Genomic DNA, 26,555 nt, shown 5'->3' with positions numbered 1-26,555 from the left:
TCTTCACACCTCGGGGGAACCGCCCATGTGGCACAACACCTACTTCGTCATTCCCGCCGCCCTCCTGGTCGCCGCCGTCCTGTACGCGGACCACGCCGCGCGGCGCGTCCGGCACGTCCCCCACCCGAAGGGCCTGCCCGGCCGCGGCCTCCCGCTGCTGAGCGCCGCGTTCCTGGCGGGCGGCCCGGGCCGGGTCTTCGACACCGCGCTCGTCCGGATGCACCTGGCCGAGCGCGCGGTGGTCAGCCGCGGCGGCACCGTCACCCTGACCCACGACGAGCCGTACGACGCCGTGGACGAGGCGATCACCAGGGCCGTCGGCCCGACCGGCAGCCGCGACCTCGGCCCGCTCCGCGCGGACGTGATGCGCTCCCCCGCCGTCCAGGCCCTCGGCGACGAGCTCGCCGACCGCGGCCTGCTGCGCCACCCCGAGCGGCTGCGGGCCGCCCGCAAGGCCCGCCGGCTGCTCTGGCTCGCGCTGGGCGGCGTGCTGCTCTCCTTCGTCCTCTCCGGCCTGCTGGACGACGACGGGCGCGGCGACCGGCCGGCCGTGTGGGTCCCGGTGGTCCTGCTGGCACTCGGCCTGGTCACGCTGCTCGCCACCCGCCCGGCCAAGGGCCGGATCACCCCGGCCGGGCAGCGCCAGCTCTCGCTCATGAACACGGGCAAGCCGTGGTCGCCCGGCTCCGGCGTGTACGGGCGCACGACCAGTGGCCCGGTGCTCGGCGCGCTCGCGCTCGGCGGGCTGGCCGTCGCGGGGGCGGAGCTGGCCGACGCGGAGCTGCAGGAGGCGCTGGTCGGCGCGGCGGCCCAACAGGCGGCGGCGAGGGCCGCGTTCGGCGCCTCGTCGGGCTCGGGCTCGTCCTGCTCGTCGTCGTTCTCGTCCGACTCGTCCGGCTCGTCCTCGTGCGGCGGCGGCACCGTGTCCTGGTGCGGCGGTTTCTCGGACACCGGGACGTCCTCCGGGTGCGGGTCGTCGAGCTGCGGGTCCTCGTCCTCGCACAGCTGCGGGTCCTCGTCCTCGCACAGCTGTGGTTCCTCGTCCTCCCACAGCTGCGGCTCGTCCCACAGCTGCGGATCCTCGTCCAGCTGTGGGTCCGGTTGCGGCTCCAGCTGCGGTTCCTGACGTCACAGTTCGGTATCGCGCCACGGGAAGCCGTTCCCCGCGCCGTCGGCGGCGGCATACAACGGGGCCATGTGGTTGCTGTTCCTCATACCGGCGTGCGTGGCCGCGGTGCTCTCCTGCCTCCGGCTCGTCCGGATGACCGCCGCCGCCGACGCCCTCGGCGGGCCGGAAGGGCGGCGCCCGCCGGAGGCCGTCGGGATCGGGCTCTACGAGACGGCATACCTGGCCGGCGGCCCGGACCGGGTGATCGAGCTCGCCCTCGTCCTGATGGCCGGCCGCGGCCGGCTGCACCTCGCGCACACCGGCTGGACCACCGTCGTCGACCCCAAGGGCCGCAGTCGGCTGGAGCGCGCGATCATCGCCACCGTCGGCCCGGACGGCCAGTGCCGCACCGACGAGCTTCGCCGGGCCATGGCCGAGCACCCCACGGTGCTGGAGATCGGCGCCCGGCTCTCGCTGGCCGGGCTGGCCACCCCGGCCCTGATCCAGCGCAACACCGTCGTGGTGGTCCGCCAGGTGCGGCACGCGCTGCTGCTGACCCTCGGCCTGATGGCCGCCGCGCTCGCCGTCGGCTGCTTCACCGGCGGCGACACCCTCGCCCCGCTCGCCTGGTTCTCGCTGCCGCTGGTGCTCACCTCCGGCACCCTGCTGATGGCCCGGGTCGACGTCTACCCCTACACCCGCTGGGCCTCGCCGATCGGCCAGGAGGTCCTGCGCGAGGTCCGTCCGGCCCGCCAGCACGGCCTCGCGGACGACGAGGAACGCGAACTCCTCACCGCCGTCGCCATGAACGGCCCCGCCGCCCTCCCCGACCCGCGCCTGCGTGCAGCCCTGCGCCCCCACCGCACCTGACACAGCGGACGGGGCCCGCCGCGGCAGGCCCCGTCCCCGTGAAAACCCCTGTCACACCAGGCCGTTGAGCAGCTCGCTCACCGGCTTGCGGCGGCCGGTGAAGAACGGCACCTCCTCGCGCACGTGCAGGCGCGCGCGGGACGGGCGCAGGTCGCGCATCAGGTCGACGATGCGGTGCAGCTCGTCCGCCTCGAAGGCGAGCAGCCACTCGTAGTCGCCGAGCGCGAACGAGGCGACCGTGTTGGCCCGGACGTCCGGGTAGCCGCGGGCCATCTGGCCGTGCTCGGCGAGCATCGCGCGCCGCTCGGCGTCCGGCAGCAGGTACCACTCGTAGGAGCGGACGAACGGGTACACGCAGACGTAGTCGCGCGCGCGCTCGTCGGCCAGGAACGCCGGGATGTGCGACTTGTTGAACTCGGCCGGGCGGTGCAGCGCCATGTTCGACCAGACCGGCTCCAGCTGGCGGCCGAGACCGGTGCGGCGGAAGCGGTTGTACGCCTCCTGCAGGTCGTCCGAGTCGCTCGCGTGCCACCAGACCAGGATGTCGGCGTCCGCGCGCAGACCGGACACGTCGTACGTGCCGCGCACGGTCACGTCCTTCGCGGCCAGCTGGGCGAACAGCTCGTCCACCTCGGCGGCCAGGGCGGTGCGGTCCTCGGGCAGGGCGCCCTTGAGCTTGAACACCGACCACATGGTGTAGCGGATGACCTGGTTCAGGTCGCGCGCCTTCTTCTTCTCGGGCTGCTGCTCCGGCTGCCGCTCAACGGTCTCAGTCATGCGCCCATTGTCCTCTCCGTGGAACCTTCCCCGGTCGCCGGGGTCAACAGCTTGTCGAGCGCCGCGGCGGCCGAGGCCGCGGAGGCGATGCACGCCGGGATCCCCACACCGTCGTAGGCGGCGCCGCACAGCGCCAGCCCGCCCGCCCCGGCCACCGCGGCCCGGATCCGGGCCACCCGGTCCAGGTGGCCCACCGGGTACTGCGGCAGTCCGGCCGTGAAGCGTGAGACGGCGGTGTCGTACGGGCGCGCGGTGAGCCCGATCGCCTCGCCGAGATCGGCGAGCGAGAGGGCCACCAGCTCCTCGTCCGGCAGCTCCAGCGCCTCCTCCTCGCGGTGCCGGCCCAGCGAGGTGCGCAGCAGGAACGCGTCCGGGGCGGAGCGCTCCAGCCAGCCCCACTTGTTGGAGGAGAAGGTCGACGCCTTGATCCGCCGCCCGTCCACCGGCGGCACCAGGAAGCCGCTGCCGGCCGGCACCTCGGAGAGGTCGGCCCGGCGGAACGCGAGGGTGACGAGCGCCATGCCCGCGTACTCGACGGTGTCCAGCTCGGCGGCGGCCGCGGGCACGTCCGCGCGCAGCAGCCGGGCGGCGGCGGGCGCCGGGACGGCCAGGACGACGGCGTCCGCGGCGAGCGCCTCGCCGCCGGCCACGACGCGCCAGCCCTCGGGGGTGCGGCGCAGTTCGTCGACGGGGGTCCGGGTGCGCAGGGCCACGCCGGCCTTGGCGCAGGCCGCGGCGACGGCCTCCGGGAGGGTGCCGAGGCCCCCGCGCAGCCCCTGGAAGACGGGCGCCCCGACGGTCGTGGGCCGGGAGGCGAGTTCGTGCACCCCTTCGACCAGCGAACCGCCGCCCCGGGCGATCGGCAGCAGCTGCGGTACGGCGGCGCGCAGCGAGATGTCGTCCGCGTGGCCGGCGTAGACGCCGCCCAGCAGCGGCTCGACGAGCCGGTCCACCACCTCGCGGCCCAGCCGGTCGGCGACGTACTTGCCGATCGCGACGTCCTCGCCGACCTCGGTGGCGCCCTCGTACCGCACCCGCTCCAGCCCCTCGGCGGACAGCACCCGGGAGGCGGCCAGCGCGTCCAGGTCGCCGGGCACGCCCATGACCTGCCCGCCCGGCAGCGGGCGCAGCGCGCCCCGGGTCCAGATGGCGGCCTTCGCCGTGGTCGGCGGCTCCAGTTCCGCCCCCAGGCCGACGGCCCGCGCGAGCTCGACCGCCTCCGGCCGCCGCGCCAGCATCGACTCGGCCCCGAGGTCCACCCGGACCCCGCCGACCTCACCCCCGCGCAGCTTCCCCCCGAACCGCTCCGACGCCTCCACCAACGTCACCCGCGCCCGCGCAGGCCCCCCACCGGCCGCCCCACTGAGGAACGCGGCCGCGGCCAACCCCGCGATCCCGCCACCGATGACGACGACATGTGCATCCGACATGCCTCGCAGTCTCGCAGGTCCTTACACGAATGCCTCAATCCCCTGCACTCTTCCCACCCCTCGGCACCAGCCCGGCGAGATCGATCGCGAGCGGGAAGGGCACCGGCCGCTCCAGCGTGCCCCGGAAGATCCCGGCTTGATCGTCATCTCCCGCCCGACCCTGTGCCCCTCCGGCACCTGGCGGCGCAAGGCGCCGTGCCACCAGCACTGGGGGAGATCATGAAAACCAGGGCTCCATCGATCAGTTCGGTGTGCCGCGGCGCCTGCGGCAGGTGGTCGAGGTCGTCCGCGAACCAACCCTCGGCTCTGGGCGCGTACATCCAGTCCGGCAGCTCGCTCATGGTCCCGAGATAGCGAGTCCGGGCCGCGTCCGAGCTGTGATGGAGTTGCGATCTCCCGGTGGGGTCCGTCCGTGCGCGTTTTCCGTCCAATGGGGAGACCTGACAACGGACTTGGGGAGGATCCCGATGAGGGAGAGACGTGCGGGGGTGGTGGCGGCGCTGGCTGCCGTGGTGGTGTTGTTGGGGGCCGGGTGCAGTGCGGCCGACGGGGGGAGGGGGGATTCCGCGGCGGCGCCCGCGGCCAAGGGGCCGGCTGCCGCGGCGGTGCCCAGTGCGCCGCCGACCGCCCAGGCGTCGGCGGGCGGCAGTGCGGCGAACGGTGCGGCGAGTGCCGCGCCGGTGGCGGACAACCGGCTGATCGCGTACACGGCGCAGCTGTCCCTGCGCACCAAGGACGTCGGCCAACTGCTCGCCATGGCCCGGGAGATGGCCGACTCCGCGGGTGGCTACGTCGGTGGCGAGTCGATGGCCGGAGGCGGTGACGGCGACGCGGGCGGTCAGCTCACGCTGAAGGTGCCGTCGGCGGCGTTCCAGCAGACGCTGGACCGGCTGGCCGGGCTCGGCGAGGTGGTGTCCCGCAAGAGCCAGGCGGACGACCTGACGCAGCAGGTCGCGGACGTGTCGAGCCGGGTGCAGTCCCAGCAGGCGAGCGTGGAGCGGGTGCGCGCGCTGATGGGGCAGGCCAAGTCGCTGAGCGAGGTCACCGCGCTGGAGGCGGAACTGAGCCGCCGGGAGTCGGACCTGGAGTCGCTGCAGAAGCAGCAGAAGGAGCTGTCCGGCAAGACGTCGCTCTCGACGATCACGCTGGAGGTGCACCGCGAGGTGCCGCCGGTGCCGACCCCGCCGCCCGCGCCGAAGGCGGAGGCGAAGGGCTTCTGGGCCTCGGCGGGTTCGGCCCTCGCCGGCGGCTGGCACGTGCTGCTGACGATCCTGCGCGGGCTGGTCGTCGCGCTGGCCGCGGTGGCGCCGTTCCTGCTGGTGCTGGGCCTTCCGGCCGCGGCGGCGTACTGGTGGTGGCGCCGCGACCACGGCCCCGTCACCCGGCCCGCGCCCGTGCCCGTCGTACCGGCCGTGCCCGCCCCCGATCCGGACGGAGTGGACTGAACGCACCGGTGGCGGGCCCCTCGCCGGGAGGGGCCCGCCACCGGGGGCCGTCAGCGGGCGCTGGCCTCGTGCACGAAGGCGACGAGCCGGCTGAGCGCGTCCGGGTCCATGCTGGGCAGGACGCCGTGGCCGAGGTTGAAGATGTGGCCGCTGGTGCCGAGCGCCTGGGCGGCGTGCAGCACCTCGCGGGCCTTGGTCTCGACGACCTTGGTGGGGGCGAACAGCACGGCCGGGTCGAGGTTGCCCTGCAGGCCCTTGCCGGGGCCGACCCGCTCGGCGGCGACGTTCAGCGGCACCCGCCAGTCGACACCGACGATGTCCGCGCCGGCCTGGCCCATCAGGCCGAGCAGCTCACCGGTGCCGACGCCGAAGTGGATCCGCGGCACGCCGTAGCGGGCGACGGCGTCGAAGACCTTGGCGCTGGACGGCATGACCGAGCGGCGGTAGTCGTCGGGGGCGAGCGAGCCGACCCAGGAGTCGAACAGCTGGACCGCCGAGGCGCCGGCCTCGATCTGCACCTTCAGGAAGGCGGCGGTGATGTCGGCGAGCCGGTCGACGAGGGCGGCCCACAGCTCGGGCTGCCCGTACATCATGGCCTTGGTGTTCTCGTGGTTCTTGGACGGCCCGCCCTCGACCAGGTAGCTGGCGAGCGTGTACGGGGCACCGGCGAAGCCGATCAGCGGGGTCCCGCCGAGCTCGTCGACGAGCAGGCCGACGGCCTCGGTGATGTACGGGACGTCGTCCGGCTCCAGCGGGCGCAGCCGCTTGAGGTCCTCGGCGGTGCGGATCGGGTCGGCGATGACCGGGCCGACGTTCGGCTTAATCTCAACGTCGATGCCGACCGCCTTGAGCGGCACCACGATGTCGCTGAAGAAGATCGCGGCGTCCACCTTGTGCCGGCGCACCGGCTGCAGGGTGATCTCCTTGACCAGCTCGGGCCGCATGCAGGACTCCAGCATGGGGATGCCCTCGCGGACCTTCAGGTACTCGGGCAGCGAGCGGCCGGCCTGGCGCATGAACCACACCGGGGTGTGCGGCACCGGCTCGTGCCGGCAGGCGCGCAGGAACGCGGAGTCGTACGCGGCGCCGCGGCGCGCGGGGATGGGCCGGCCGTGGGTGGCCGCCGTGGTGTCTGCCGTTGTCTCGCTCACGGTTCAAATCTTCGCACGCGCCCCGGACCGCACTCCCCGACCGGTCTCGTCGGTTCCTCCAAGATCTGGCCGCGTTTGCCGTTCCGGCACGCCGCTCGGACGGAAGTTGCGGCGATAACCCGGGTTTTCGACCTAGTCTTCGGGTCATGGCAGCGGTCGGCGGGCACCCCGCACAGGGTGGCGGAGCAGGTGGCGGAACGGGTCGGGAGGGGGTGCCGAGCGAGTTCCGGGCCGCCGTGGCGGCATTCGACGCGGCACGGCTGCGGCCCGAGGTGCAGCTGTCCCCCGCGCCGGCCCCGCGCCGACTGGCCCCGCACGCGTTCGCGGTGACCGCCTCGGTCGAGGTCGACGGCGAGGAGCTGGCGGACGGCCGGCTGGTGCTGCTGTACGACCCGGCCGGGCAGGAGGCCTGGAACGGGGAGTTCCGGGTGGTGACGATGACCCGGGCCGAGCTGGAGCCGGAGATGGCCGGCGACCCGATGCTTTCCGAGGTCGGCTGGGCCTGGCTGCTGGACGCGCTGCAGGCGCACGGCGCCGGGTACGCGGAGCCGTCCGGCACGGTGACCAGGTGCGCCTCGCAGTACTTCGGCGCGCTCGCGGACCGTCCGTCCTCGACCGAGATCGAGATCCGGGCCTCCTGGACGCCGGCCGACGGCCGCTTCGAGCGGCACCTGGCGGCCTGGGGGGACCTGCTGTGCATCAGCGCGGGCCTGCCGCCGGCCGCACCGGCCCCGCAGGCGCCCGCCGACGCCCCGTCACTCGGTGGGGTGGTCCCGATGCCCGCCCGGCGGCGCCCGCGCTCGCACTGAGGAGTGGCGTCCGGGCTTCGCGGCACCGACCGGCCCGACGCCACCCCCAGGGCTGACGGAGTGTGGCTTCGGACCCGCTCTACGTCAATTCGCCGCTCAAAAGCGACCGATCCCGACCCAATCGGTGACGAATCTGATCGATTTTGTGCGAATACCAGGCATGTCGCATCAATCATTTGCGCGATTTGTCCGTATTGTTACTCACTAGATCGTGATCTTTCGCTAAAGCCGGACACGGTAGCTGCCGAAGCAGACTGTGACCCTTTCCGAACGCGGAACACTCCGACCGCCCCCATCGGGGTTCCGTCCGCCACTCCCCGCAGGAGACCTGGTGTCGGTCCTTCTTGAGCACCCCGCAAACGTGGTCGCCTACCGCCCGACCAAGCCCACCGCCATGGTGGTCATCGCCGATCCGCGCGTCCGAAACACCGTCACCCGCCACCTCTGGGCGCTCGGTGTCCGCGACGTGATCGAGGTGTCCTCGATCGCCGAGGCCCGCCCCCGGGTCTCCACGCCCCGCGACATCTGCGTCGCCGACGTACACCTGCCGGACGGCTCCGGGCTGACCATCCTGGCCGAGACCCGTGCCGCGGGCTGGCCCAACGGCCTCGCACTCTCCGCCGCCGACGACATCGGCGCCGTCCGCAGCGCGCTGGCCGGCGGCGTCAAGGGATACGTCGTCACCGGCACCCGCACCAACGTCGCCATGCCCGGCCGCCCGGGCCTGCCGCTCGGCGCCGCCGGGCTGGCCGGGCGGATGCGCCGCCCCGGCATGCCGGGCGTGCCGGGCACGGCCGGGGCACCGGGTGCCCCGGGCGCTCCCGGTGCCCCGGGCGCGCAGCCGGCCGCCTACCGCGAGCTGTCCGGCCGCGAGGTCGAGGTGCTGCGGCTGGTGGCCGAGGGCCAGTCCAACAAGGCGATCGGCGTCGCGATGGGCCTTTCCGCACTGACCGTCAAGAGCCACCTCGCCCGCATCGCGCGCAAGCTCGGCACCGGCGACCGGGCCGGCATGGTCGCGGTCGCGCTGCGCACCGGGATCATCCACTGAGCCGATCGGGGCCGTGTTGCTGGTCGAACCACCGCGGCGGCTCAGGAGGAACGTTTCCTCCTGAGCCGCCGCAGCAACCCCCTGAGGCCCCGGCGGCATAGTCGGCTACCCGGTCTGACCAGTCCGACAACACTCCCGGTTCCGAGGACCGTCGTACCCTTGGTGAGTGACCGACGCCGTAGCAGCCATCCCAGAAGAAGCAGCCCCGGTCCCGCTCCTTGAGCCCAAGGAGGGGATCCCGCCCGTCGTGGCGGACGAGCGGGCGCTGGCAGCCACCGTCGCCGCCTTCGCCGCGGGCACCGGACCGGTCGCCGTCGACGCCGAGCGGGCCTCCGGCTACCGCTACGGGCAGCGCGCGTACCTCATCCAGCTGCGCCGCGCGGGCGCCGGCACCGCGCTGATCGACCCGATCGCCTGCCCCGACCTCAGCGGGCTCGGCACCGCCCTGGCGGACGCCGAATGGGTGGTGCACGCCGCCACCCAGGACCTCCCCTGCCTGGCCGAGGTCGGCATGAGACCGCGGCGGCTGTTCGACACCGAGCTGGCCGGGCGGATCGCCGGCTTCGCCCGGGTCGGCCTCGGACCGATGACCGAGAGCGTGCTCGGCCTGAGCCTGGCCAAGGAGCACTCCGCGGTCGACTGGTCCACCCGCCCGCTGCCCGAGCCGTGGCTGCGCTACGCCGCCCTGGACGTCGAGGTGCTGGTCGAGCTGCGGGACGCACTCGAACAGGAGCTGGACGCCCAGGGCAAACTCGGCTGGGCCCTGGAGGAGTTCGCCGCGATCGCCGCCGCACCCCGCCCGGCCCCGCGCACCGACCCGTGGCGGCGCACCTCGCAGCTGCACAAGGTCCGCCGGCGCCGCCAGCTGGCCGTGGTGCGCGAGCTCTGGCTGGCCCGGGACCGGATGGCGCAGGAGCGCGACGTCTCGCCGGGCCGCGTCCTGTCGGACGCCGCGATCGTCAACGCCGCGCTGGCCATGCCGCTGAACATCGCCGCGCTCCAGACCGTCCAGGGCTTCGGTCCGCGCGTGCACCGGCGCCAGCTGGAGCAGTGGCTGGCCGCCGTGCAGCGGGGCCGGGAGGTGCCGGAGAACCAGCTGCCGCCGGCCGCCGCACCGCACGACGGACCGCCGCCGCCGCGCGCCTGGGCCGAGAAGGACCCGGTCGCCGCCGCCCGGCTGTCCGGCGCCCGCACCGCGGTCAGCGAGCTGGCCGAGCGGCACAACCTGCCGGCCGAGAACCTGATCACCCCCGACCTGGTCCGCCGGGTCTCCTGGGAGCCGCCGGCCGACGTGAGCGCGGCCGGGTTGGCCGCCGCGCTGCGCGGCCTCGGCGCCCGGCAGTGGCAGGTCGACCTGGTGGCCCCGGTGGTGGCCGCCGCGTTCGCCGCGGCGACGGCCGCGCAGGGCTGACCCCGCACGTTCACCGAAGGGGATGCCGTCCGGACGGACGGCATCCCCTTTTTGGCGCATCCGGGGCGTCCGACAGTCGCCGTCCTGGTGGGACGTGTCGCGGGACACACCCGGTGAACCCTCCGAGGGGCCTGGGCAGGCTGGTTACCGACCGGTAGCATGACCGTGAAGCGGCGCCGCTCGGGACTTCACCGGCGGCAGCCTGCCCACCTCGAACTGTTGGTCCCTGGGAGGAGAGCCCCCGTGCCTCGTACCGCGAGGGACGTCGTCTTCGTCGATGGCGTCCGCACCCCGTTCGGCAAGGCCGGCCCGAAGGGCATCTACCACGAGACGCGCGCCGACGACCTGGTCGTCAAGTGCATCCGGGAGCTCGTGCGCCGTAACCCGAACCTGCCCGTCGAGCGCATCGACGAGGTCGCGATCGCGGCCACCACGCAGATCGGCGACCAGGGTCTGACCATCGGGCGCACCGCCGCCCTGCTGTCCGGCCTGCCCAAGTCCGTGCCCGGCTACGCGATCGACCGCATGTGCGCCGGTGCGCTGACCGCCGTCACCACCACCGCCGGCGGCATCGCCTTCGGCGCGTACGACGTGGTCGTCGCCGGTGGCGTCGAGCACATGGGCCGCCACCCGATGGGTGAGGGCGTCGACCCGAACCCGCGCTTCGTCTCCGAGAAGCTGGTCGACGAGTCCGCCCTGTTCATGGGCATGACCGCGGAGAACCTGCACGACCGCTTCCCGCACATCACCAAGGAGCGCTGCGACGCCTACGCCGTGCGCTCCCAGGAGAAGGCCGCCAAGGCGTACGCCAACGGCGACATCCAGCCCGACCTGGTGCCGATCTCGATCCGCAACACCAACCCCGGGGTCGGCGAGACCGGCTGGGGCCTGGCCACCGTGGACGAGCCGCTGCGCCCGGGCACCACGATGGAGTCGCTGGCCAACCTGAAGACCCCGTTCCGCCCGCACGGCAACATCACCGCGGGCAACTCGGCCGGTCTGAACGACGGTGCCACCGCCTCGCTGCTGGCCGCCGAGGACGTCGCCGAGGAGCTCGGTCTCCCGGTCAAGATGCGCCTGGTCTCGTACGCCTTCGCCGGCGTCGAGCCCGAGGTCATGGGCATCGGCCCGGTGCCGGCCACCGAGAAGGCACTGGCCAAGGCCGGCCTCACCATCGACGACATCCAGGCCTTCGAGATCAACGAGGCCTTCGCCGTCCAGGTGCTGTCCTTCCTCGACCACTACGGCATCGCGGACGACGACGAGCGCGTCAACCCGTTCGGCGGTGCGATCGCCTTCGGTCACCCGCTGGCCTCCTCCGGCGTCCGCCTGATGAACCAGCTGGCCCGCCGCTTCGAGCAGCGCCCGGACGTCCGCTACGGCCTCACCACGATGTGCATCGGCTTCGGCATGGGCGGCACCATCATCTGGGAGAACCCCCACTTCGAGGGTGGTAAGTGAGCATGACCAACACCACTGAGCTGCTCCAGCACGGCGCCGAGCTGTTCCCGGGCGAGGTCGTCACGACCGCGCACGTGCGCCACCTGGACCTGCCGCTGCAGGCCGGCAAGCTGGCCCTGATCACCCTGGACAACGGCTTCGACCACACCAAGCCGACCACCTTCGGCCCGGGCTCGCTGCTGAAGCTGAGCGAGGCGCTGGACCAGGTCGAGGCGGAGGCCGCCGAGGGCACGATCATCGGTGCCGCGATCACCGGCAAGCCGTTCATCTTCGCCGTCGGCGCCGACCTCAAGGGCGTCGAGCTGCTCAAGGAGCACGCGGACGCACTGGCCATCGGCAAGGGCGGCCACGAGGTCTTCAAGCGGATCGCCGCGCTGCCCGTGCCCACCTTCGCCTTCTACAACGGCGCGGCGATGGGCGGCGGCGTCGAGGTCGGCCTGCACTGCGACTACCGCACCGTGTCGGCGGGCGTCCCGGCGTTCTCGCTGCCCGAGGTCTTCCTGGGCCTCGTCCCCGGCTGGGGCGGCTGCACCATCCTGCCGAACCTGATCGGCGCCGCGAAGGCCGTCAAGGTCATCGTCGAGAACTCGATGGCGCAGAACAAGCAGCTCAAGGGCAAGGACGTGTTCGAGCTGGGGATCGCCGACGCGATCTTCGAGCCGGCCGACTTCCTGGAGCAGTCGCTGCTGTGGGCCGCCAAGGTCGTCAAGGGCGACCTGGTCGTCGAGCGCGAGGAGATCGACCGCGGCAAGGCCTGGGACGACGCCGTCGCCTGGGGCCGTCTGGTCGCCGACGGCAAGGTCCACGGCGCGGCCCCGGCCGCCTACCGGGCGCTGGACATCATCGCCCAGGTCAAGGACCAGGACCTGCAGGCCGGCTTCGACGCCGAGGACGCGGCCCTGGCCGACCTGATCATGGGCGGCGAGCTGCGCAGCGGCATCTACGCCTTCAACCTGGTGCAGCGCCGGGCCAAGCGCCCGGTCGGCGCGCCGGACAAGTCGCTGGCCCGCCCGGTCTCCAAGGTCGGCGTCGTCGGCGCCGGTCTGATGGCCTCGCAGCTGGCGCTGCTGTTCGCCCGCCGTCTGGAGGTGCCGGTGGTCCTCACCGACATCGACCAGGAGCGCGTCGACAAGGGCGTCGGCTACGTCCACGCCGAGATCGACAAGCTGCTCGGCAAGGGCCGCATCGGCCAGGACAAGGCCAACCGCCTCAAGGGCCTGGTCACCGGCTCGCTCGACAAGGCCGCCGCCTTCGGCGACGCGGACTTCGTCATCGAGGCCGTGTTCGAGGAGATGGGCGTCAAGCAGACCGTCTTCGCCGACCTGGAGAACGTGGTCTCGCCGACCTGTGTGCTGGCGACCAACACCTCCTCGCTGTCGGTCACCGAGATGGCCTCGAAGCTGAAGCACCCCGAGCGGGTCGTCGGCTTCCACTTCTTCAACCCGGTCGCGATCCTGCCGCTGCTGGAGATCGTCCGCGGCGAGCAGACCGACGACGCGTCGCTGGCCACCGCCTTCGCCGTGTCGAAGAAGCTGAAGAAGACCTCGGTGCTGGTCAAGGACGCCCCGGCGTTCGTGGTGAACCGGATCCTGACCCGCTTCATGGGCGAGATCCAGAACATCATCGACGAGGGCACCCCGATCGCCACGGTCGAGAAGGCCGTCGAGCCGCTCGGCCTGCCGATGTCCCCGATCATGCTGCTGGAGCTGGTCGGCCCGGCCATCGCGCTGCACGTCTCGGAGACCCTGCACGGCGCGTTCCCGGAGCGGTTCACCGTCTCCGAGAACCTCGGCAAGGTGGTCAAGGCCGGCAAGCGCGGCTTCTACACCTGGGTGGACGGCAAGCAGGTCCTCGACCCCGAGGTGCTGGAGCTGCTGACCTTCGGCGACTCGGTGCTCACCGAGGAGCAGGTCCTGAGCCGCGCCCTGGAGGCCGTGGCGCAGGAGATCGGCCTGATGCTGGAGGAGGGTGTCGTCGCCGAGGCGCAGGACATCGACCTCTGCATGATCACCGGTGCCGGCTGGCCCTTCCACCTGGGCGGGATCACCCCGTACCTGGACCGTGAGGGCGTCTCGGAGCGGGTGAACGGCAAGAAGTTCCTCGCCCCCGGCGTGGCCTCGGTGCCCGCGTAAGGCGTAGCCCGTACGAACGGGGGAGCCCCGGTGACCTGGACGGTCACCGGGGCTCCCTCGCGTCCGGGGCGGGCCGGACGGGGTCAGTGCTTGAGGCGGTGTCAGTGCTTGAGGCGGTAGAAGACGGTGTCGCCGATGACGCCGATCATCTCGTAGTGGGTGTCCAGCAGGTTCTCGATCCGGGGGACCAGCACGGGCTGGTACGGGGCGATGCCGGAATCGTCCACGAAGACCTCGGGCAGGCCGTTGGCCAGCTCCTTGTCGAAGGTCTGCCAGGCGTTGGAGACGCTGAACTGCTCGCCCACGTTCTGGCTGCCGTCCTTGCCGCCGCTGTAGTTGGTGAGGAAGCCGGCGGTCAGGTAGCGGGTGGCGGGCTTGCGGTCGGCCAGCCAGTACAGCTCGGGGTGCATGCCCCAGACCAGCACGGTGTCCTTGGGGGTGGTCTGGGCGGCGACGGCGGTGGCGACCTCGGTGGTGCGGCTGAGCCGCTCCCCCGGCCAGGCCAGGGCGAGGCCCCAGAAGAACGTCGAGGCCACCGTCGTGTACACGAGGACGGGCTTCCAGCGGATCGCCGACGTGGCCACCGCGCCGGTGCCCAGGAGCACCAGCGGGGGGATCAGCTGGAGGTAGTAGTGGCCGAAGAAGTGGAAGCCCACACTGACCGCGACGACCGAGGAGAGCAGCCACACCCACAGGTCCGCCGTGGAGCCGTGCTCCTCGCCGGCGACCGGCAGCGGGCGGTGGCGGTGCCTGAGCCACAGGCGTCGGCCGACCGGGAGCAGGAAGCCCAGACCGGCGGCGACCAGGATGGCCGAGTTGCCGAGCGCACGGCCGATCATCTGCAGCCAGTCGCCGCCGAAGGAGGCGTAGTCGCCGCTGCCGGTGACCACCCAGAAGAGGAAGCCCTTGGGCTTGGTCAGGATGACCGCGACGAGGACTATCGGCAGCGCGAAGCCGAAGCCGATCTTGAACAGGGCGGGCGGCCAGCGCACCCCGCGGCGGCGGGCGTCCTGGAGGAGCATCCACAGCACCGGGAGCAGCACCGCACCGCCGGTCTGCTTGGTCAGCGAGCAGAGCGCGACCGCGATGCCGGCGGCCAGCCAGCGACGGCGCTCGGCGTAGCGGAAGGCGGCCACCATGGCGGGCAGCATGAAGACCTCGAAGGTCGCCGCCTGGGTGTCCTCCGGGGAGAGGCCGATGGAGACCAGCAGGTAGAGCAGCCCGGCGCCGGCGCCGGCCCGGTTGCCCCAGCGGCCGCGGGCGATGGAGGCCAGCAGGATCGCGGTGACCAGGTGGGCGGCCACCGCGAGGGTGCGCAGCGGCCACAGCGAGGCCGAGCCGAAGACGGCGAAGCAGGCCTGGTAGAGCCAGGGCAGCAGCGGCGGCTTGCGGTCGACCACGGTGTCGTACAGGACCCCTCCGTCGGCCAGCATCCGGGCCTGGGTGGCCAGGAAGCCCTCGTCGGGGCTCCACACCGGCCGGGCGAAGGAGGGGATGTGGGTGAGCAGCGCCACCATCGCCAGCACCGGCACCAGCCTGGTCCAGTACCGCCCTCCTTGCCCGCCAACGGGCAGGAGGGGCCCAGTGAGGACGGCGGCCCGGACGCGCTCGGGCAGGCGCTGGGCCAGCCGGGCGAGGCGGGGGTGGGTGGGGGTGGTCGGCACGAACACAACCTACCGGGCGGGATCGGCGCGGGCAGCGCCGGTCCCGCCTTCGGTGCGATAATCGGCTCGTCCTGTTACGAGCTGTTACAGAGTTGGGGCAGTCGGCCCCCGGCGGCGGGGCTCAGGCCTCGACGCGGGCCTCCGTGTCGGCCTTGTCCAGGCCGGCCACCAGAGCGGTCACCTTGCGGGCGATGTCGGGGGCGTTGAGGCCGATCTCCGCCAGGATCTCGTTCCGGGTCGCGTGGTCGAGGAACTCCTGCGGGATGCCGAAGTCGCGCACCGGCAGGTCCACCTCGGCGTCGCGCAGCGCCTGCGCCACCGCGGCGCCGACGCCGCCCACACGGCCGTTGTCCTCGATCGTGACGACGACCCGGTGCTCGGCGGCCAGGCCCGGCAGGGCCGGGTCCACCGGCTTGACCCAGCGCGGGTCCACGACGGTCGCGGTGATGCCCTGGGCGGCCAGCAGGTCGGCGACCTCCAGGCTGGTGCCGGCCATCGCGCCGACCGAGACGATCAGGACGTCGGCGCGGTGCGCCCCGGTCGGCTCCCCGGCCGCGCGCAGCACGTCCATGCCGCCGATCCGGCCGACGGCGGGGACGGCCGGGCCGACCGTGCCCTTGGAGTAGCGCACGACCGTCGGCGCGTCCTTGACCTCGACGGCCTCGCGCAGCTGGGCGCGCAGCTGGTCGGCGTCGCGCGGGGCGGCCAGGCGCAGGGTCGGGACGACCTGCAGGATCGACATGTCCCACATGCCGTTGTGCGAGGCGCCGTCGTTGCCGGTGACGCCCGCCCGGTCCAGGACGAAGGTGACGCCCAGCTTGTGCAGGGCGACGTCCATCAGGACCTGGTCGAAGGCGCGGTTCAGGAAGGTCGCGTAGACGGCGACGACCGGGTGCAGGCCGCCGGTGGCCAGGCCCGCCGCGCTGGTGACGGCGTGCTGCTCGGCGATGCCGACGTCGAAGATGCGCTGCGGGAAGGCCTCCGCGAACGGGGCCAGGCCGACCGGGTGCAGCATGGCGGCGGTGATGCCGACGATGTCCTCGCGCTCGTGGCCGAGCGCGACCATCTCCTCGGCGAAGACCGAGGTCCAGTCCTTGCCCGCGCTCTTGATCGGCAGGCCGGTCTCCGGGTGGATCACGCCGACCGCGTGGAAACGGTCCTCGTCGTTGTTCTCGGCGGCGTGGTAGCCGCGGCCCTTCTCGGTGAGGCAGTGCACGATCACCGGGCCGCCGAAGCCGCGCGCCTTGGTCAGCGCGGACTCCAGGGCGGTGAGGTCGTGGCCGTCGATCGGGCCGATGTACTTGAGGCCGAGGTCCTCGAACATGCCCTGCGGGGCGATGAAGTCCTTGAGGCCCTTCTTGGCGCCGTGCAGCGTCTCGAACAGCTGCTGGCCGACCACCGGGGTGCGCTGCAGCGCGTCCTTGCCCCAGGAGAGGAAGCGTTCGTAGCCCTGGGTGGTGCGCAGCGTGGCGAGGTGGTTGGCCATGCCGCCGATGGTCGGCGAGTAGGAGCGCTCGTTGTCGTTGACGACGATGACGACCGGGCGGTCCTTGGCGTCGGCGATGTTGTTGATCGCCTCCCAGGCCATGCCGCCGGTGAGCGCGCCGTCGCCGATCACCGCGACGACCGGGTCGTTGCCGCCCCGGAGCTGGTTCGCCTTGGCCAGGCCGTCGGCGTAGGAGAGCACGGTGGAGGCGTGCGAGTTCTCGATCACGTCGTGCTCGGACTCGGCGCGGGACGGGTAGCCGGACAGGCCGCCCTTCATCCGCAGCATCGAGAAGTCCTGGCGGCCGGTGAGCAGCTTGTGGACGTAGCTCTGGTGGCCGGTGTCGAAGAGGATGCGGTCGCGCGGGGAGTCGAAGACCCGGTGCAGCGCGATGGTGAGCTCCACCACACCGAGGTTGGGGCCGAGGTGGCCGCCCGTCTTGGAGACCTCCGTCACCAGGAAGGTCCGGATCTCCTGCGCCAGTGCGGCCAGCTGTCCGGGCGTGAGCCGGTCGAGATCGCGCGGTCCCCGAATGCGGGTCAGCAGGGCCACCCGTTCCTCCTCGTTCAGTGTTCGCGGACCGCGGCCGGTCCGACGGGCGTCGCTGCCCGGTGTGCCGGTGCGCCTCGACGGTCCGCTTCGACGGTCGTGGTCGGTGCCGACCGGTCGAGTCTAATGTCCGCCTGCCGGACACCGAGCGGCGCGCCCGGTGCCACCGGCCGGTCATGGACGATCCCCGAGGTGACGGGGGTCCGGGCGGGACGCGGTTGCGTCATCCCCGGTTGACGGAAGCGGCGGCGAGGGCGCCCGACTCCCCCATCTCGCTCATCACGAGCGCCAGCGCGCCCAGCACTTCCGCGCGGCCGCCCAGGGTGCCGGGCACCACGGACAGCTGGCGGGCGGCGCTCGGGATCGCGTAGCGGGCGACCGAGTCGCGGATCGGGGCCAGCACCAGCTCGCCGGCCTCGGCCAGGTCGCCGCCGAGGATCACCCGGCGCGGGTTGAGCAGGTTGCACAGGGTGGCGACGCCGGTGCCGATCTGCCGGCCGGCGTCGGCGATCACCCGGCGGCAGCCCAGGTCACCCTGGTGGGCCAGCTCGACCACCCGGGGCAGGGTGAGGTCGGGGCCGAGGGTGGAGGTGAGCAGGGAGAGCAGGTAGCGGGAGCCGACGAAGGTCTCCAGACAGCCGCGGTTGCCGCAGCGGCAGACCGGGCCGGCCTCGTCCAGGGTGATGTGCCCGATCTCACCGGCGGTGCCGCCCGGGCCGCGGTAGATCTGGCCGTTGACCACCAGGCCGGCGCCGACGCCGCTGGCGATCTTGATGTAGGCGAGGTCGCTCAGGCCGCGGCCGGCGCCCCAGACCAGTTCGCCGAGCGCGCCGAGGTTGGCGTCGTTGTCGACGTGCACCGGCATGCCGAGCCGCTCGGCCAGCTCGCGGCCGGGGGCGATGCCCGTCCAGCCGGGCAGGATCGCGGTGGAGCCGAGCGCACCGGTCTCCACGTCGATCGGTCCCGGCACGCCGAGGCCGACGCCGATCACCTTGTCCGGGCGGAAGCCGGCCTGCTCCAGGAGCCGCTCGACCATGGCCTCGGCGCGGTCGAAGCCCTGGGCCGCCGAGACGTCGACGTCGATCGGGGCGCTCTCCTCGGTGAGCACGCGGTGCGCGAGGTTGCCGACGGCGACCCGCAGGTGGGTGTGGCCGAAATCGATGCCCACGACGATGCCGGCGTCGCCGCTGAGCGAGACGCTGCGGGCGCGGCGGCCGCCGGAGGAGGTGTCGGCGACGACGACGGTGCCGCTCTCCTTCAGTTCCCGCACGATGTTGGAGACGGTGGCCGCCGAGAGGCCGGTGCCGCGGGCGATCTCGGCCTGGGTCAGCGAGCCGGCCATCCGTACGGCCCGCAGCACGCGCTCCAGGTTCGCCCGGTGCAGCGATGACTGCGAGCCCGGTGTGTCCGTCGCCATGATCCACCATCCCAAGGGGGCGGGGACCCCTCCATTGGGCGTCCCCTTCAACTCCTGAAGCCTACGGCTCCGGGTGGGGGTTGGGGCCGTCAGGTCACGGTGGCATTGAGACGGTGGGGGGATCCCGAGGGGGTCCCGGGGGGCTTTCGGGCTCCTGCCAGCGGCCGAAAACCGGTCACCACTAGCATGGTGCCCAATCTCACGCGTCCCACCGGACCGCGGACGGTACCGGCAGGGGGACAAGTCCAGACATGACGGGGAATCAGATGGCAGGGGATCACCCTACGCCGGGGACAGGCGAAACGCCCGGCAGCGGCCCGCAGGACAACCGGGGCGTCTCGTTCGGGCGCCAGCCCGGCATGGATCCGGCCGCCGTCGCCGACCAGATGACACAGCTCGACGGCTCGGCGATCCCGGGCCCGGCCGCACCCGCGGGCCCGCCGCCGGTTCCGCCCGCCGCACCGCCGGCCGGCCCGGCCTACGCGCCGACCGCCGCCGCCTTCCCCTCCCAGGCCCCGCCGCCGCCCCCGGCCGGCGCGCCCGTCGGGCCGTACGACCCGGTGCCCGGCGCCGCGTACGCGGCGCCCGACGCCGGCCAGACCTACGGCGGCTACGGCTACCCGCAGGAGCAGCAGGGCGGGTACGCCCACCCGACCGCGCCGGTGCCGGCCGTACCCAAGCAGCGCAACCCCGTGATGGTGTGGGGCAGCATCATCGGCGGCGTGCTGGCGGTCGCCATCGTCGCCAGCCTGATCGTGCTGTTCACCCTGCCGGACAAGCCCAGCAACCCGGTCGCCGACAACGGCGGGACCACCACCGCCGGTGGCTCCACCAGCAGCGGCACCAGCGGTGACACGAGCTCCGCGGGCGGCAACAACGGCGGCAACAACGGCGGCGGCGCCAGCTACAACGTCGCCTGGAGCGTCCCCAAGGGCACCGACTCGGACGGCAGCAACCAGATGCTCGGCATCTGGGGCACCGACAAGCTCACCGTGCGCGTGGACTCCAGCGGCATCCGCGCGTACAACCTGTCGGACGGCAAGCCCGCGTGGTCCGTCCCCGTGCCGACCGGAGCCAAGGAGCTGTGCGCCGCGTCGTACAGCCCCAACTCCAAGAACGTCGGCGCCGTCGCCTTCAACACCGGCGACAGCGACTGCTCCACCATGGGTGCCGTCGACCTGACCACGGGCAAGATGCTCTGGAGCGCCAAGGTCTCCAACGACCGGGTCTCCGACCCGACCCTGAGCGTCACCGACAAGGTGCTCGCCATCGGCGGCCGGGTGGTCGGCGCGGTGAACATCGACAACGGCAGCACCATCTGGTCGTGGAAGCCGCGCGACAGCAGCTGCAGCGTGGCGGGCCGCGCGGCCGGCGCCCAGATCGTGGTCAGCGACCGCTGCTACGAGAGCAGCCCGAAGTCGCAGCTGTACGTCGTGGACGCCGAGACCGGCGCGCAGAAGAGCACTCCGCTCGCGCTCGCCGGCAGCATCGAGGGGGTCGACAAGATCGTCTCCGACCAGCCGCTGGTGGCGCTCATCACCAACGGCACGAACGGCGACTACGTCCTGCCGTTCGACAAGAGCAACAAGCCGGGCACCCCGATGTCGGTCAAGGAGCCCGGCTCGGACAGCCTTCGCCTGTCCGGCCAGGGCGACGCGATCAGCCAGAACGTGGTCAGCGGCAACATCCTGTACGTGCAGGCCAGCGGCACCAAGTCGGCCGTCAACGCGTACGACCTGACCACCGGCAAGCGGATCTGGTCGGCCACCAACTCCACGGCCAACCAGGACATCCGGCTCGTCTCCGGCTACGACAAGGACGGCAAGGTCCGGGCGATCCTCACCCAGGGCTACAAGAAGCCCGCGCGGCTGGTGACCCTCTCGCCGAACGACGGATCGATGACCGACCTCGGGACCCTTGCGATGCCGGGCGGTCTCGACATCGCCGCCAGCCTGAACGAGTACGTGATGGCGCAGGACGCCAGCGCGGTCCTCAGCTTCTCGCGGTACAGCTCGGACTCGCCGCTCACCAAGTGGACGAAGAAGTGACGTCGCGCTGACGCTCTCTCGCGGGAGGGGCGGGCACGGGCTTCGGCCCGGGCCCGCCCCTCCCGTCGTTGCGCGTACAGGGGTCGTCCGTCGTTGCGCGCAAGGGCTCGTCCGCCTGCGATTATTCGGCGGGCTCGCGCGTTGGGCATGGGAAGATGCGCAACACCAGCCCGACGAAGGAGTTCAGCGAGTGCCCGGCACCAACCTGACCCGCGAGGAGGCCCGCACCCGGGCCGACCTCCTGCACGTGGACGCGTACGACATCGAGCTCGACCTGGGCACCGCCCGCGAGGGCGGGACCTTCCGGTCCACCACCGTGGTCCGGTTCACCGCCACCACCCCCGGCGCGGACACGTTCATCGACCTCGTCGCCCCGAGCGTCGAGGAGATCACCCTCAACGGCGCCCCGCTCGACCCCGCGAGCTTCGCCGACAGCCGCATCCCGCTGCCGGACCTCGCGGCCGAGAACGAGCTGCGCGTCGTCGCGAACTGCGCCTACACCAACACCGGCGAGGGCCTGCACCGGTTCGTCGACCCGGTCGACGGCGAGACCTACCTGTACACCCAGTTCGAGGTGCCGGACGCCCGCCGCGTCTTCGCCTCCTTCGAACAGCCCGACCTGAAGGCCTCGTTCACCTTCACCGTCACCGCCCCCGAGGGCTGGGTCGTCGTCTCCAACTCGCCGACGCCGCAGCCGACCGGCGACGGGGACACCCGGGTGTGGGCCTTCGAGCCGACCGGCCGCATCTCCACCTACATCACCGCGCTGATCGCCGGCCCGTACGTCGGCGTCTTCGACAGCTACGAGAACGGCGACCAGAAGGTGCCGCTCGGCGTCTACTGCCGGCCCTCGCTGCGCGAATTCCTCGACGCCGAGGCCGTGTTCGAGGTCACCAAGCAGGGATTCGACTACTTCCAGGAGAAGTTCGACTTCCCCTACCCGTTCGCGAAGTACGACCAGCTGTTCGTCCCGGAGTTCAACGCCGGCGCGATGGAGAACGCGGGCGCCGTCACCCTGCGCGACCAGTACGTGTTCCGCTCCAAGGTCACCGACGCCGCGTACGAGGCCCGCGCCGCGACGATCCTGCACGAGCTCGCCCACATGTGGTTCGGCGACCTCGTCACCATGGAGTGGTGGAACGACCTCTGGCTGAACGAGTCCTTCGCCACCTTCGCCGAGGCCGTCTGCCAGGCCGAGGCGCCCGGCTCCCGGTGGCCGCACTCCTGGACCACCTTCGCCAACCAGATGAAGACCTGGGCGTACCGGCAGGACCAGCTGCCGTCCACCCACCCGATCATGGCCGACATCAACGACCTGGAGGACGTCCAGGTCAACTTCGACGGCATCACGTACGCCAAGGGCGCCTCGGTGCTCAAGCAGCTCGTCGCCTACGTCGGCCAGGACGCCTTCTTCCAGGGCGTGCAGGCCTACTTCAGGCGCCACGCCTGGGGCAACACCCGGCTCAGCGACCTGCTCGGCGCACTGGAGCAGGCCAGCGGACGCGACCTCAAGGCGTGGTCCACGGCCTGGCTGGAGACCGCCGGCATCAACGTGCTGCGGCCGTCGATCGTGCTGAACACGGACGGTGAGATCGAGTCCTTCACCGTGCTCCAGGAGGCCCCCGCGCTCCCGGCCGGCGCCAAGGGCGAGGCCGTGCTGCGACCGCACCGGATCGCGATCGGGTGCTACGAGCTGGTGGACGGCTCGCTGGTGCGGACCGACCGGATCGAGCTCGACGTCGACGGGCCGCGCACCGAGGTGCCCGAGCTCGTCGGGCGGCACCGGCCGGCCGTCGTCCTGCTGAACGACGACGACCTCTCGTACGCCAAGATCCGGCTCGACGAGGACTCGCTCGCCGTCGTCACCGAGAACCTCGGCGGCTTCACCGAGTCGCTGCCGCGCGCCCTGTGCTGGGCCTCCGCCTGGGACATGACCCGCGACGGCGAACTCGCCGCCCGCGACTACCTGTCGCTCGCCCTGTCCGGCATCGGGCGCGAGAGCGACATCGGCGTCGTCCAGTCCGTGCAGCGGCAGGTCAAGCTCGCCCTCGACGCCTACACCGACCCCGCGTGGCGCGAGGAAGGCCTCGGCCGCTGGGCCGCCGCCGCCGAGGAGCACCTGCGGACGGCCGAGGCGGGCAGCGACCACCAGCTGGCCTGGGCCCGGACGCTCGCGGCCGTCGCCCGCACCGACGGGCAGCTCGGCCTGCTCGCCGGGCTGCTGGACGGCTCCGCCGAGATCAAGGGCCTGGCGGTCGACACCGAGCTGCGGTGGACCCTGCTGGTCCGGCTCGCGGCCACCGGGCGCGCCGACGAGGCGGCGATCGCCGCCGAGCTGGAGCGCGACAACACCGCGGCCGGCCAGGAGCACGCCGCCACCTGCCGCGCGGCGCGGCCCACCGCCGAGGCCAAGGCGCAGGCGTGGGCGGCGGTCGTCGAATCCGACACGCTCACCAACTACGTGCAGGAGGCGACGATCGCCGGCTTCCAGCAGGCCGACCAGCGGGAGCTGCTCGAACCGTACGCGGCGAAGTACTTCGCGGCCGTGAAGGGCGTCTGGGAGACGCGCAGCCACGAGATCTCGCAGCAGATCATCGGCGGGCTGTACCCGGCGCTGCAGGTGTCGCAGGCGACGGTCGACGCGACCGACGCGTGGCTGGCCTCGGCCGACCCGGCGCCGGCACTGCGGCGCCAGGTCGTCGAGGCGAAGGCCGGGATCGAGCGGGCGCTCCGGGCGCAGGACGCCGACCGGGCGGCGGGGGCGCGCTGACGCCACCGCTGGGAACGCCCGAAGGGGCGCCGGACTCGGTCCGGCGCCCCTTCGGGGTCGTGCGGGTCTTCGGTGGACGGCCTGCGGACCGTCGGGCTACTTCTTCTTGCCCTTGCCGTACGGCATGCCCGCGAGGGCGGCGATGATCGCGAAGGCCGCGATCGGGACCAGCACGTACAGGCCGATGGTCTGGCCGATGCTCAGGCCATGGCCCGGGTCGTCGCCGTCGTCCCGGGTGAGGGCCATGGCGGGCGACGACAGCAGCATCATCAGCGTGACCGTTGCGGAGACCGCGCCGGCTCGCAAAGCGTTCCTCTTGTCCACGTTTTCCAACTTACCCGGGGCTTACGGGGTGGCGCGCGTCGGGGTGGGCCTGACGGGACTGCGGGGATGAGGGTGCCCTCCGGGCGGGAGTGGCGGCAGGGACAGGTGGGGCTCCGGTGGGGTGGCGCGCGTCGGGGTGGACCTGACGGGGCGCCCGGGTCAGGGGCGCCCTCCCGGCGGGTGGGGGTCAGTTGGGGCGGCGTTGCGGGGTGGGGGCCAGGAGGCCGGCCAGGAAGAGGGCGGTGGGGTTGGTGGCCAGGGTTTCCAGGGTGACCGGGTGGCCGGTGCCGTCGGCGATCGGAAGGCGCCAGTTCGGGTACTGGTCCCACGTGCCGGGGAGGTTCTGCGGGCGCGGGTCGCCGACCAGGTCCGGCAGCCACACGCCCACCAGCCCCGCCCCGGTGGCGCCCAGGAAGCGGTACAGCACCGGCATCGACAGCGGATCCCCCGGCGCCAGCAGCCCCAGCCGCGTCAGCGCCGTCCGCCACTCGGCCAGCTCCCCCGCCGCCTCCGCCTGCTCCTCCCCCAGCGGCCGGGCCAGCAGCCCCAGCCGGTGCCGCAGCTCGACGTGCTCGCCGGAGAGCCGGGCCGCCGTGCTCGGCAGGTCGTGGGTGGTGAGGGTGGCCAGGCAGCCCTTTCGCCAGCGGTCCGGCGCCAGAACCTCCCCGCCCGCCGTCCAGTCCCGTTCGAACCACAGCACGGACGTCCCGAGGATCCCGCGCTCCGCCAGCTCCTCCCGGACGCCCGGCTCCACCGTGCCCAGGTCCTCCCCGATCACCGCCGTCCCGGCCCGGTGCGCCTCCAGCGCCAGCACGCCCAGCATCGCCTCGGCGTCGTAGCGGACGTACGCGCCCTCCGTCGGCGCGTGCCCCTCCGGCACCCACCACAGCCGGAACAGCCCCATCACGTGGTCGATCCGGACCGCCCCCGCGTGCCGGGCCGCGGCCCGCAGCAGCTCCGCGTACGGGGCGTAGCCGGCGGCGGCGAGCGCGTCCGGGCGCCAGGGCGGCAGGCCCCAGTCCTGGCCGTGCGCGTTGAACGCGTCAGGCGGGGCGCCGACCGAGATGCCGCCGGCCAGCACGTCCTGCAGCGCCCAGGCGTCGGCGCCGTCCGGGTGGACGCCGACGGCGAGGTCGTGGATCAGGCCGACCGGCATGCCCGCCCCGGCGGCGGCCGCCTGGGCGGCGGCCAGCTGCTGGTCGGCCTGCCAGGCGAGCCAGCGGTGGAACTCGACCCGGTCGGCGAGCTCCTTCCGGGCCCGCTCGACCCCCGGACCGTCCGGGTGGCGCAGGCCCTTCGGCCAGCCGTGCCAGTCCGGGCCGTGCTCCTCGGCGAGCGCGTTCCACAGCGCGTACCGCTCCAGCCACTCGCCCTCGCGGCGCAGGTACGCCCGGTACGCGGCGTCGCGGCCGACGCCGCGCGGCACCTCGTGCAGCAGCTCCAGCGCCTCGCGTTTGAGCGCCCAGACGGCGTCCCGGTCGATCAGGCCGTCGTGCACCAGCACCTCGGCGCGGAGCCGGGCGGCCCGGCGGCCCAGCTCCTCGGCCTCGGCGCGCTGCTCACCGGTGAGGTAGGCGTACTCGGGGACGGCCTCGACGCGCAGGTGGACGGGGTCGGCGAAGCGGCGGGAGGAGGGGCGGTAGGGGGACGGGTCGGAGGGCGCCCCGGGGAGGCCGGCGTGGAGGGGGTTGATCTGGACGAAGCCCGCGCCGAGGTCGGCGCCCGCCCACTGGGCGAGGTCGGCGAGGTCGCCGAGGTCGCCCATGCCCCAGGAGCGGTCGGACAGGAGGGAGTACAGCTGGGCGAGGAAACCCCAGCTGCGGGTGGGGAGTTCGGGCAGCTTGTCGGGGGCGACGATGAGGGCCGCCCGCGCTCTGCCGCTGCCGGTCTCGGCCTTGAGGACGTGACGGCCGAGGGGAAGGTCGGCCGGGAGCCAGTGGGAGTGGCCGCTGGGCAGCTCCCACACGCCGCCGTCCTCGAGCTCGACGCGGAGGCGGGCGTCGGCGGGAACGTCCAGCGCGGTGCGGCGTCCTTGGCGCACGACGACGCAGGGCGGCAGCAACCGGGCCTGGAGTTCGGCCCGGTGGCGCTCCAGCGCCTCCCGCGCCTCCTCCGGCGTCCCCGCCTCGACCCCGAGCGCCCGCAGGACCGCGATGAGGGTCCGCGCTCCGACCGGCACCCCGCCGGGCCCCGGATCCCGCGGGTCCACCCCGTACGCCTGCGCCAGCGCCATCAGTTCGGGCGGCGGGGCCGGAGCGTCCTGCGCCGGCACCTTGAGCCCTTCGGCTCCGTCACGGTCGAGATAAGCGGCCACTCGCGGCTCCTGCGATGTCTCGGCAACGCCAGTTCAGGACGACCACAGTCCTACCCGCGTGACGACCCGATGACCCTGCGCGACACGAGGACGACTGGTCGATCGGTTGCCGGGTGAGGGGGAGGGAGAGGGAAAGAAGGGTGGGAGCGCGCGGCCGGCATGGGGGCGACTGCGGGGGTGGGCTGGTGCGGGGGCGTGGCGGGTGAGGTGTGGAGCGGGTGCGGGCGGCAGACGATCAGTAGATGATCAACGGGGCAAACTAGACATACGCGACGACGGCGTTGACACCGGGTTGGGTAGCTGGTGGGGTTGCGGCGATGTGGTCCAGGCCTGGCGAGGAG

The 26,555-nt window shown here is 73.0% G+C and carries 18 protein-coding genes and 1 pseudogene; 10 read left to right on the top strand and 9 right to left on the bottom strand.

The genetic code is table 11. The features are described 5' to 3' along the window. Nucleotides 1–25 precede the first annotated feature (25 nt). On the top strand, nucleotides 26–1,126 hold the full coding sequence (locus ACWCXH_RS22920; protein ID WP_449803307.1) for a TIGR04222 domain-containing membrane protein: 1,101 nt from the start codon (nucleotides 26–28) through the stop codon (nucleotides 1,124–1,126). A 69-nt stretch (nucleotides 1,127–1,195) separates the two neighbouring features. Next, nucleotides 1,196–1,978 carry a TIGR04222 domain-containing membrane protein gene (locus ACWCXH_RS22915; protein ID WP_449803306.1) on the top strand — a complete coding sequence of 261 codons (783 nt, stop codon included), beginning with the start codon at nucleotides 1,196–1,198 and terminating at the stop codon, nucleotides 1,976–1,978. 51 nt (nucleotides 1,979–2,029) lie between these two features. On the opposite strand, the gene hemQ is transcribed toward ACWCXH_RS22915, so the two are convergent. The 3 genes and pseudogenes from hemQ to ACWCXH_RS22900 all read right to left on the bottom strand — a co-directional run. Then, on the bottom strand, nucleotides 2,030–2,755 hold the full coding sequence (gene hemQ, locus ACWCXH_RS22910) for a hydrogen peroxide-dependent heme synthase (protein WP_449803305.1): 726 nt from the start codon (nucleotides 2,753–2,755) through the stop codon (nucleotides 2,030–2,032). Beyond that, nucleotides 2,752–4,185: a protoporphyrinogen oxidase gene (gene hemG / locus ACWCXH_RS22905; RefSeq protein ID WP_449803304.1), complete on the bottom strand. Its 1,434-nt coding sequence runs from the start codon at nucleotides 4,183–4,185 to the stop codon at nucleotides 2,752–2,754. The genes hemQ and hemG overlap by 4 nt, the downstream gene beginning before the upstream one ends. Nucleotides 4,186–4,320: 135 nt before the next feature. Beyond that, nucleotides 4,321–4,526, bottom strand: a pseudogene (locus ACWCXH_RS22900) (Uma2 family endonuclease); the annotation flags it as partial. Between the two features lie 126 nt (nucleotides 4,527–4,652). Here ACWCXH_RS22900 and ACWCXH_RS22895 point away from each other — a divergent pair. Continuing rightward, nucleotides 4,653–5,630, top strand: a complete 978-nt coding sequence (locus ACWCXH_RS22895; protein ID WP_449803303.1) for a DUF4349 domain-containing protein — start codon at nucleotides 4,653–4,655, stop codon at nucleotides 5,628–5,630. 50 nt (nucleotides 5,631–5,680) lie between these two features. Here ACWCXH_RS22895 and hemE read toward each other — a convergent pair whose 3' ends face one another. Continuing rightward, a complete protein-coding gene (hemE, locus tag ACWCXH_RS22890; protein WP_449803326.1) occupies nucleotides 5,681–6,733 on the bottom strand; it encodes a uroporphyrinogen decarboxylase in 1,053 nt (350 codons plus the stop codon). Between the two features lie 194 nt (nucleotides 6,734–6,927). Between hemE and ACWCXH_RS22885 the strand changes: the two genes are divergently transcribed. From ACWCXH_RS22885 to ACWCXH_RS22865, 5 genes are all read left to right on the top strand, one after another. Beyond that, a complete protein-coding gene (locus tag ACWCXH_RS22885) occupies nucleotides 6,928–7,590 on the top strand; it encodes a DUF3000 domain-containing protein (RefSeq protein WP_449803302.1) in 663 nt (220 codons plus the stop codon). Between the two features lie 331 nt (nucleotides 7,591–7,921). After that, the gene (locus ACWCXH_RS22880; protein ID WP_449803301.1) at nucleotides 7,922–8,638 is read left to right on the top strand and encodes a LuxR C-terminal-related transcriptional regulator; all 717 of its coding nucleotides are present in this window, start codon (nucleotides 7,922–7,924) and stop codon (nucleotides 8,636–8,638) included. A 166-nt stretch (nucleotides 8,639–8,804) separates the two neighbouring features. Next, on the top strand, nucleotides 8,805–10,049 hold the full coding sequence (locus ACWCXH_RS22875) for an HRDC domain-containing protein (RefSeq protein ID WP_449803300.1): 1,245 nt from the start codon (nucleotides 8,805–8,807) through the stop codon (nucleotides 10,047–10,049). 243 nt (nucleotides 10,050–10,292) lie between these two features. After that, complete coding sequence (locus ACWCXH_RS22870; protein WP_449803299.1) at nucleotides 10,293–11,510, top strand: thiolase family protein; 1,218 nt, start codon at nucleotides 10,293–10,295, stop codon at nucleotides 11,508–11,510. 2 nt (nucleotides 11,511–11,512) lie between these two features. Further along, the gene (locus tag ACWCXH_RS22865) at nucleotides 11,513–13,642 is read left to right on the top strand and encodes a 3-hydroxyacyl-CoA dehydrogenase NAD-binding domain-containing protein (RefSeq protein WP_449803298.1); all 2,130 of its coding nucleotides are present in this window, start codon (nucleotides 11,513–11,515) and stop codon (nucleotides 13,640–13,642) included. 101 nt (nucleotides 13,643–13,743) lie between these two features. Here the strand turns inward: ACWCXH_RS22865 and ACWCXH_RS22860 are convergent, their stop codons facing one another. The 3 genes from ACWCXH_RS22860 to ACWCXH_RS22850 form a co-directional block, all read right to left on the bottom strand. Then, nucleotides 13,744–15,306: an ArnT family glycosyltransferase gene (locus ACWCXH_RS22860; protein ID WP_449803297.1), complete on the bottom strand. Its 1,563-nt coding sequence runs from the start codon at nucleotides 15,304–15,306 to the stop codon at nucleotides 13,744–13,746. Between the two features lie 121 nt (nucleotides 15,307–15,427). Next, nucleotides 15,428–17,344 (bottom strand): 1-deoxy-D-xylulose-5-phosphate synthase, encoded by a 1,917-nt coding sequence (gene dxs, locus ACWCXH_RS22855; protein WP_449803296.1) that lies wholly within the window; start codon nucleotides 17,342–17,344, stop codon nucleotides 15,428–15,430. Nucleotides 17,345–17,564: 220 nt separating this feature from the next. Continuing rightward, complete coding sequence (locus ACWCXH_RS22850; RefSeq protein WP_449803295.1) at nucleotides 17,565–18,758, bottom strand: ROK family transcriptional regulator; 1,194 nt, start codon at nucleotides 18,756–18,758, stop codon at nucleotides 17,565–17,567. A 266-nt stretch (nucleotides 18,759–19,024) separates the two neighbouring features. On the opposite strand from ACWCXH_RS22850, the gene ACWCXH_RS22845 reads away from it, so the two are divergent. Next, on the top strand, nucleotides 19,025–20,806 hold the full coding sequence (locus ACWCXH_RS22845) for an outer membrane protein assembly factor BamB family protein (protein WP_449803294.1): 1,782 nt from the start codon (nucleotides 19,025–19,027) through the stop codon (nucleotides 20,804–20,806). Nucleotides 20,807–20,996: 190 nt separating this feature from the next. After that, complete coding sequence (gene pepN / locus ACWCXH_RS22840) at nucleotides 20,997–23,576, top strand: aminopeptidase N (protein ID WP_449803293.1); 2,580 nt, start codon at nucleotides 20,997–20,999, stop codon at nucleotides 23,574–23,576. A 96-nt stretch (nucleotides 23,577–23,672) separates the two neighbouring features. Here pepN and ACWCXH_RS22835 read toward each other — a convergent pair whose 3' ends face one another. Then, a complete protein-coding gene (locus ACWCXH_RS22835; protein ID WP_449803292.1) occupies nucleotides 23,673–23,900 on the bottom strand; it encodes a hypothetical protein in 228 nt (75 codons plus the stop codon). A 187-nt stretch (nucleotides 23,901–24,087) separates the two neighbouring features. Continuing rightward, on the bottom strand, nucleotides 24,088–26,133 hold the full coding sequence (malQ, locus tag ACWCXH_RS22830; RefSeq protein WP_449803325.1) for a 4-alpha-glucanotransferase: 2,046 nt from the start codon (nucleotides 26,131–26,133) through the stop codon (nucleotides 24,088–24,090). Between the last annotated feature and the right edge of the window lie 422 nt (nucleotides 26,134–26,555).

It is taken from the genome of Kitasatospora sp. NPDC001660 (assembly GCF_053596725.1).
This window is presented reverse-complemented; position numbering and strand designations above follow the sequence as displayed.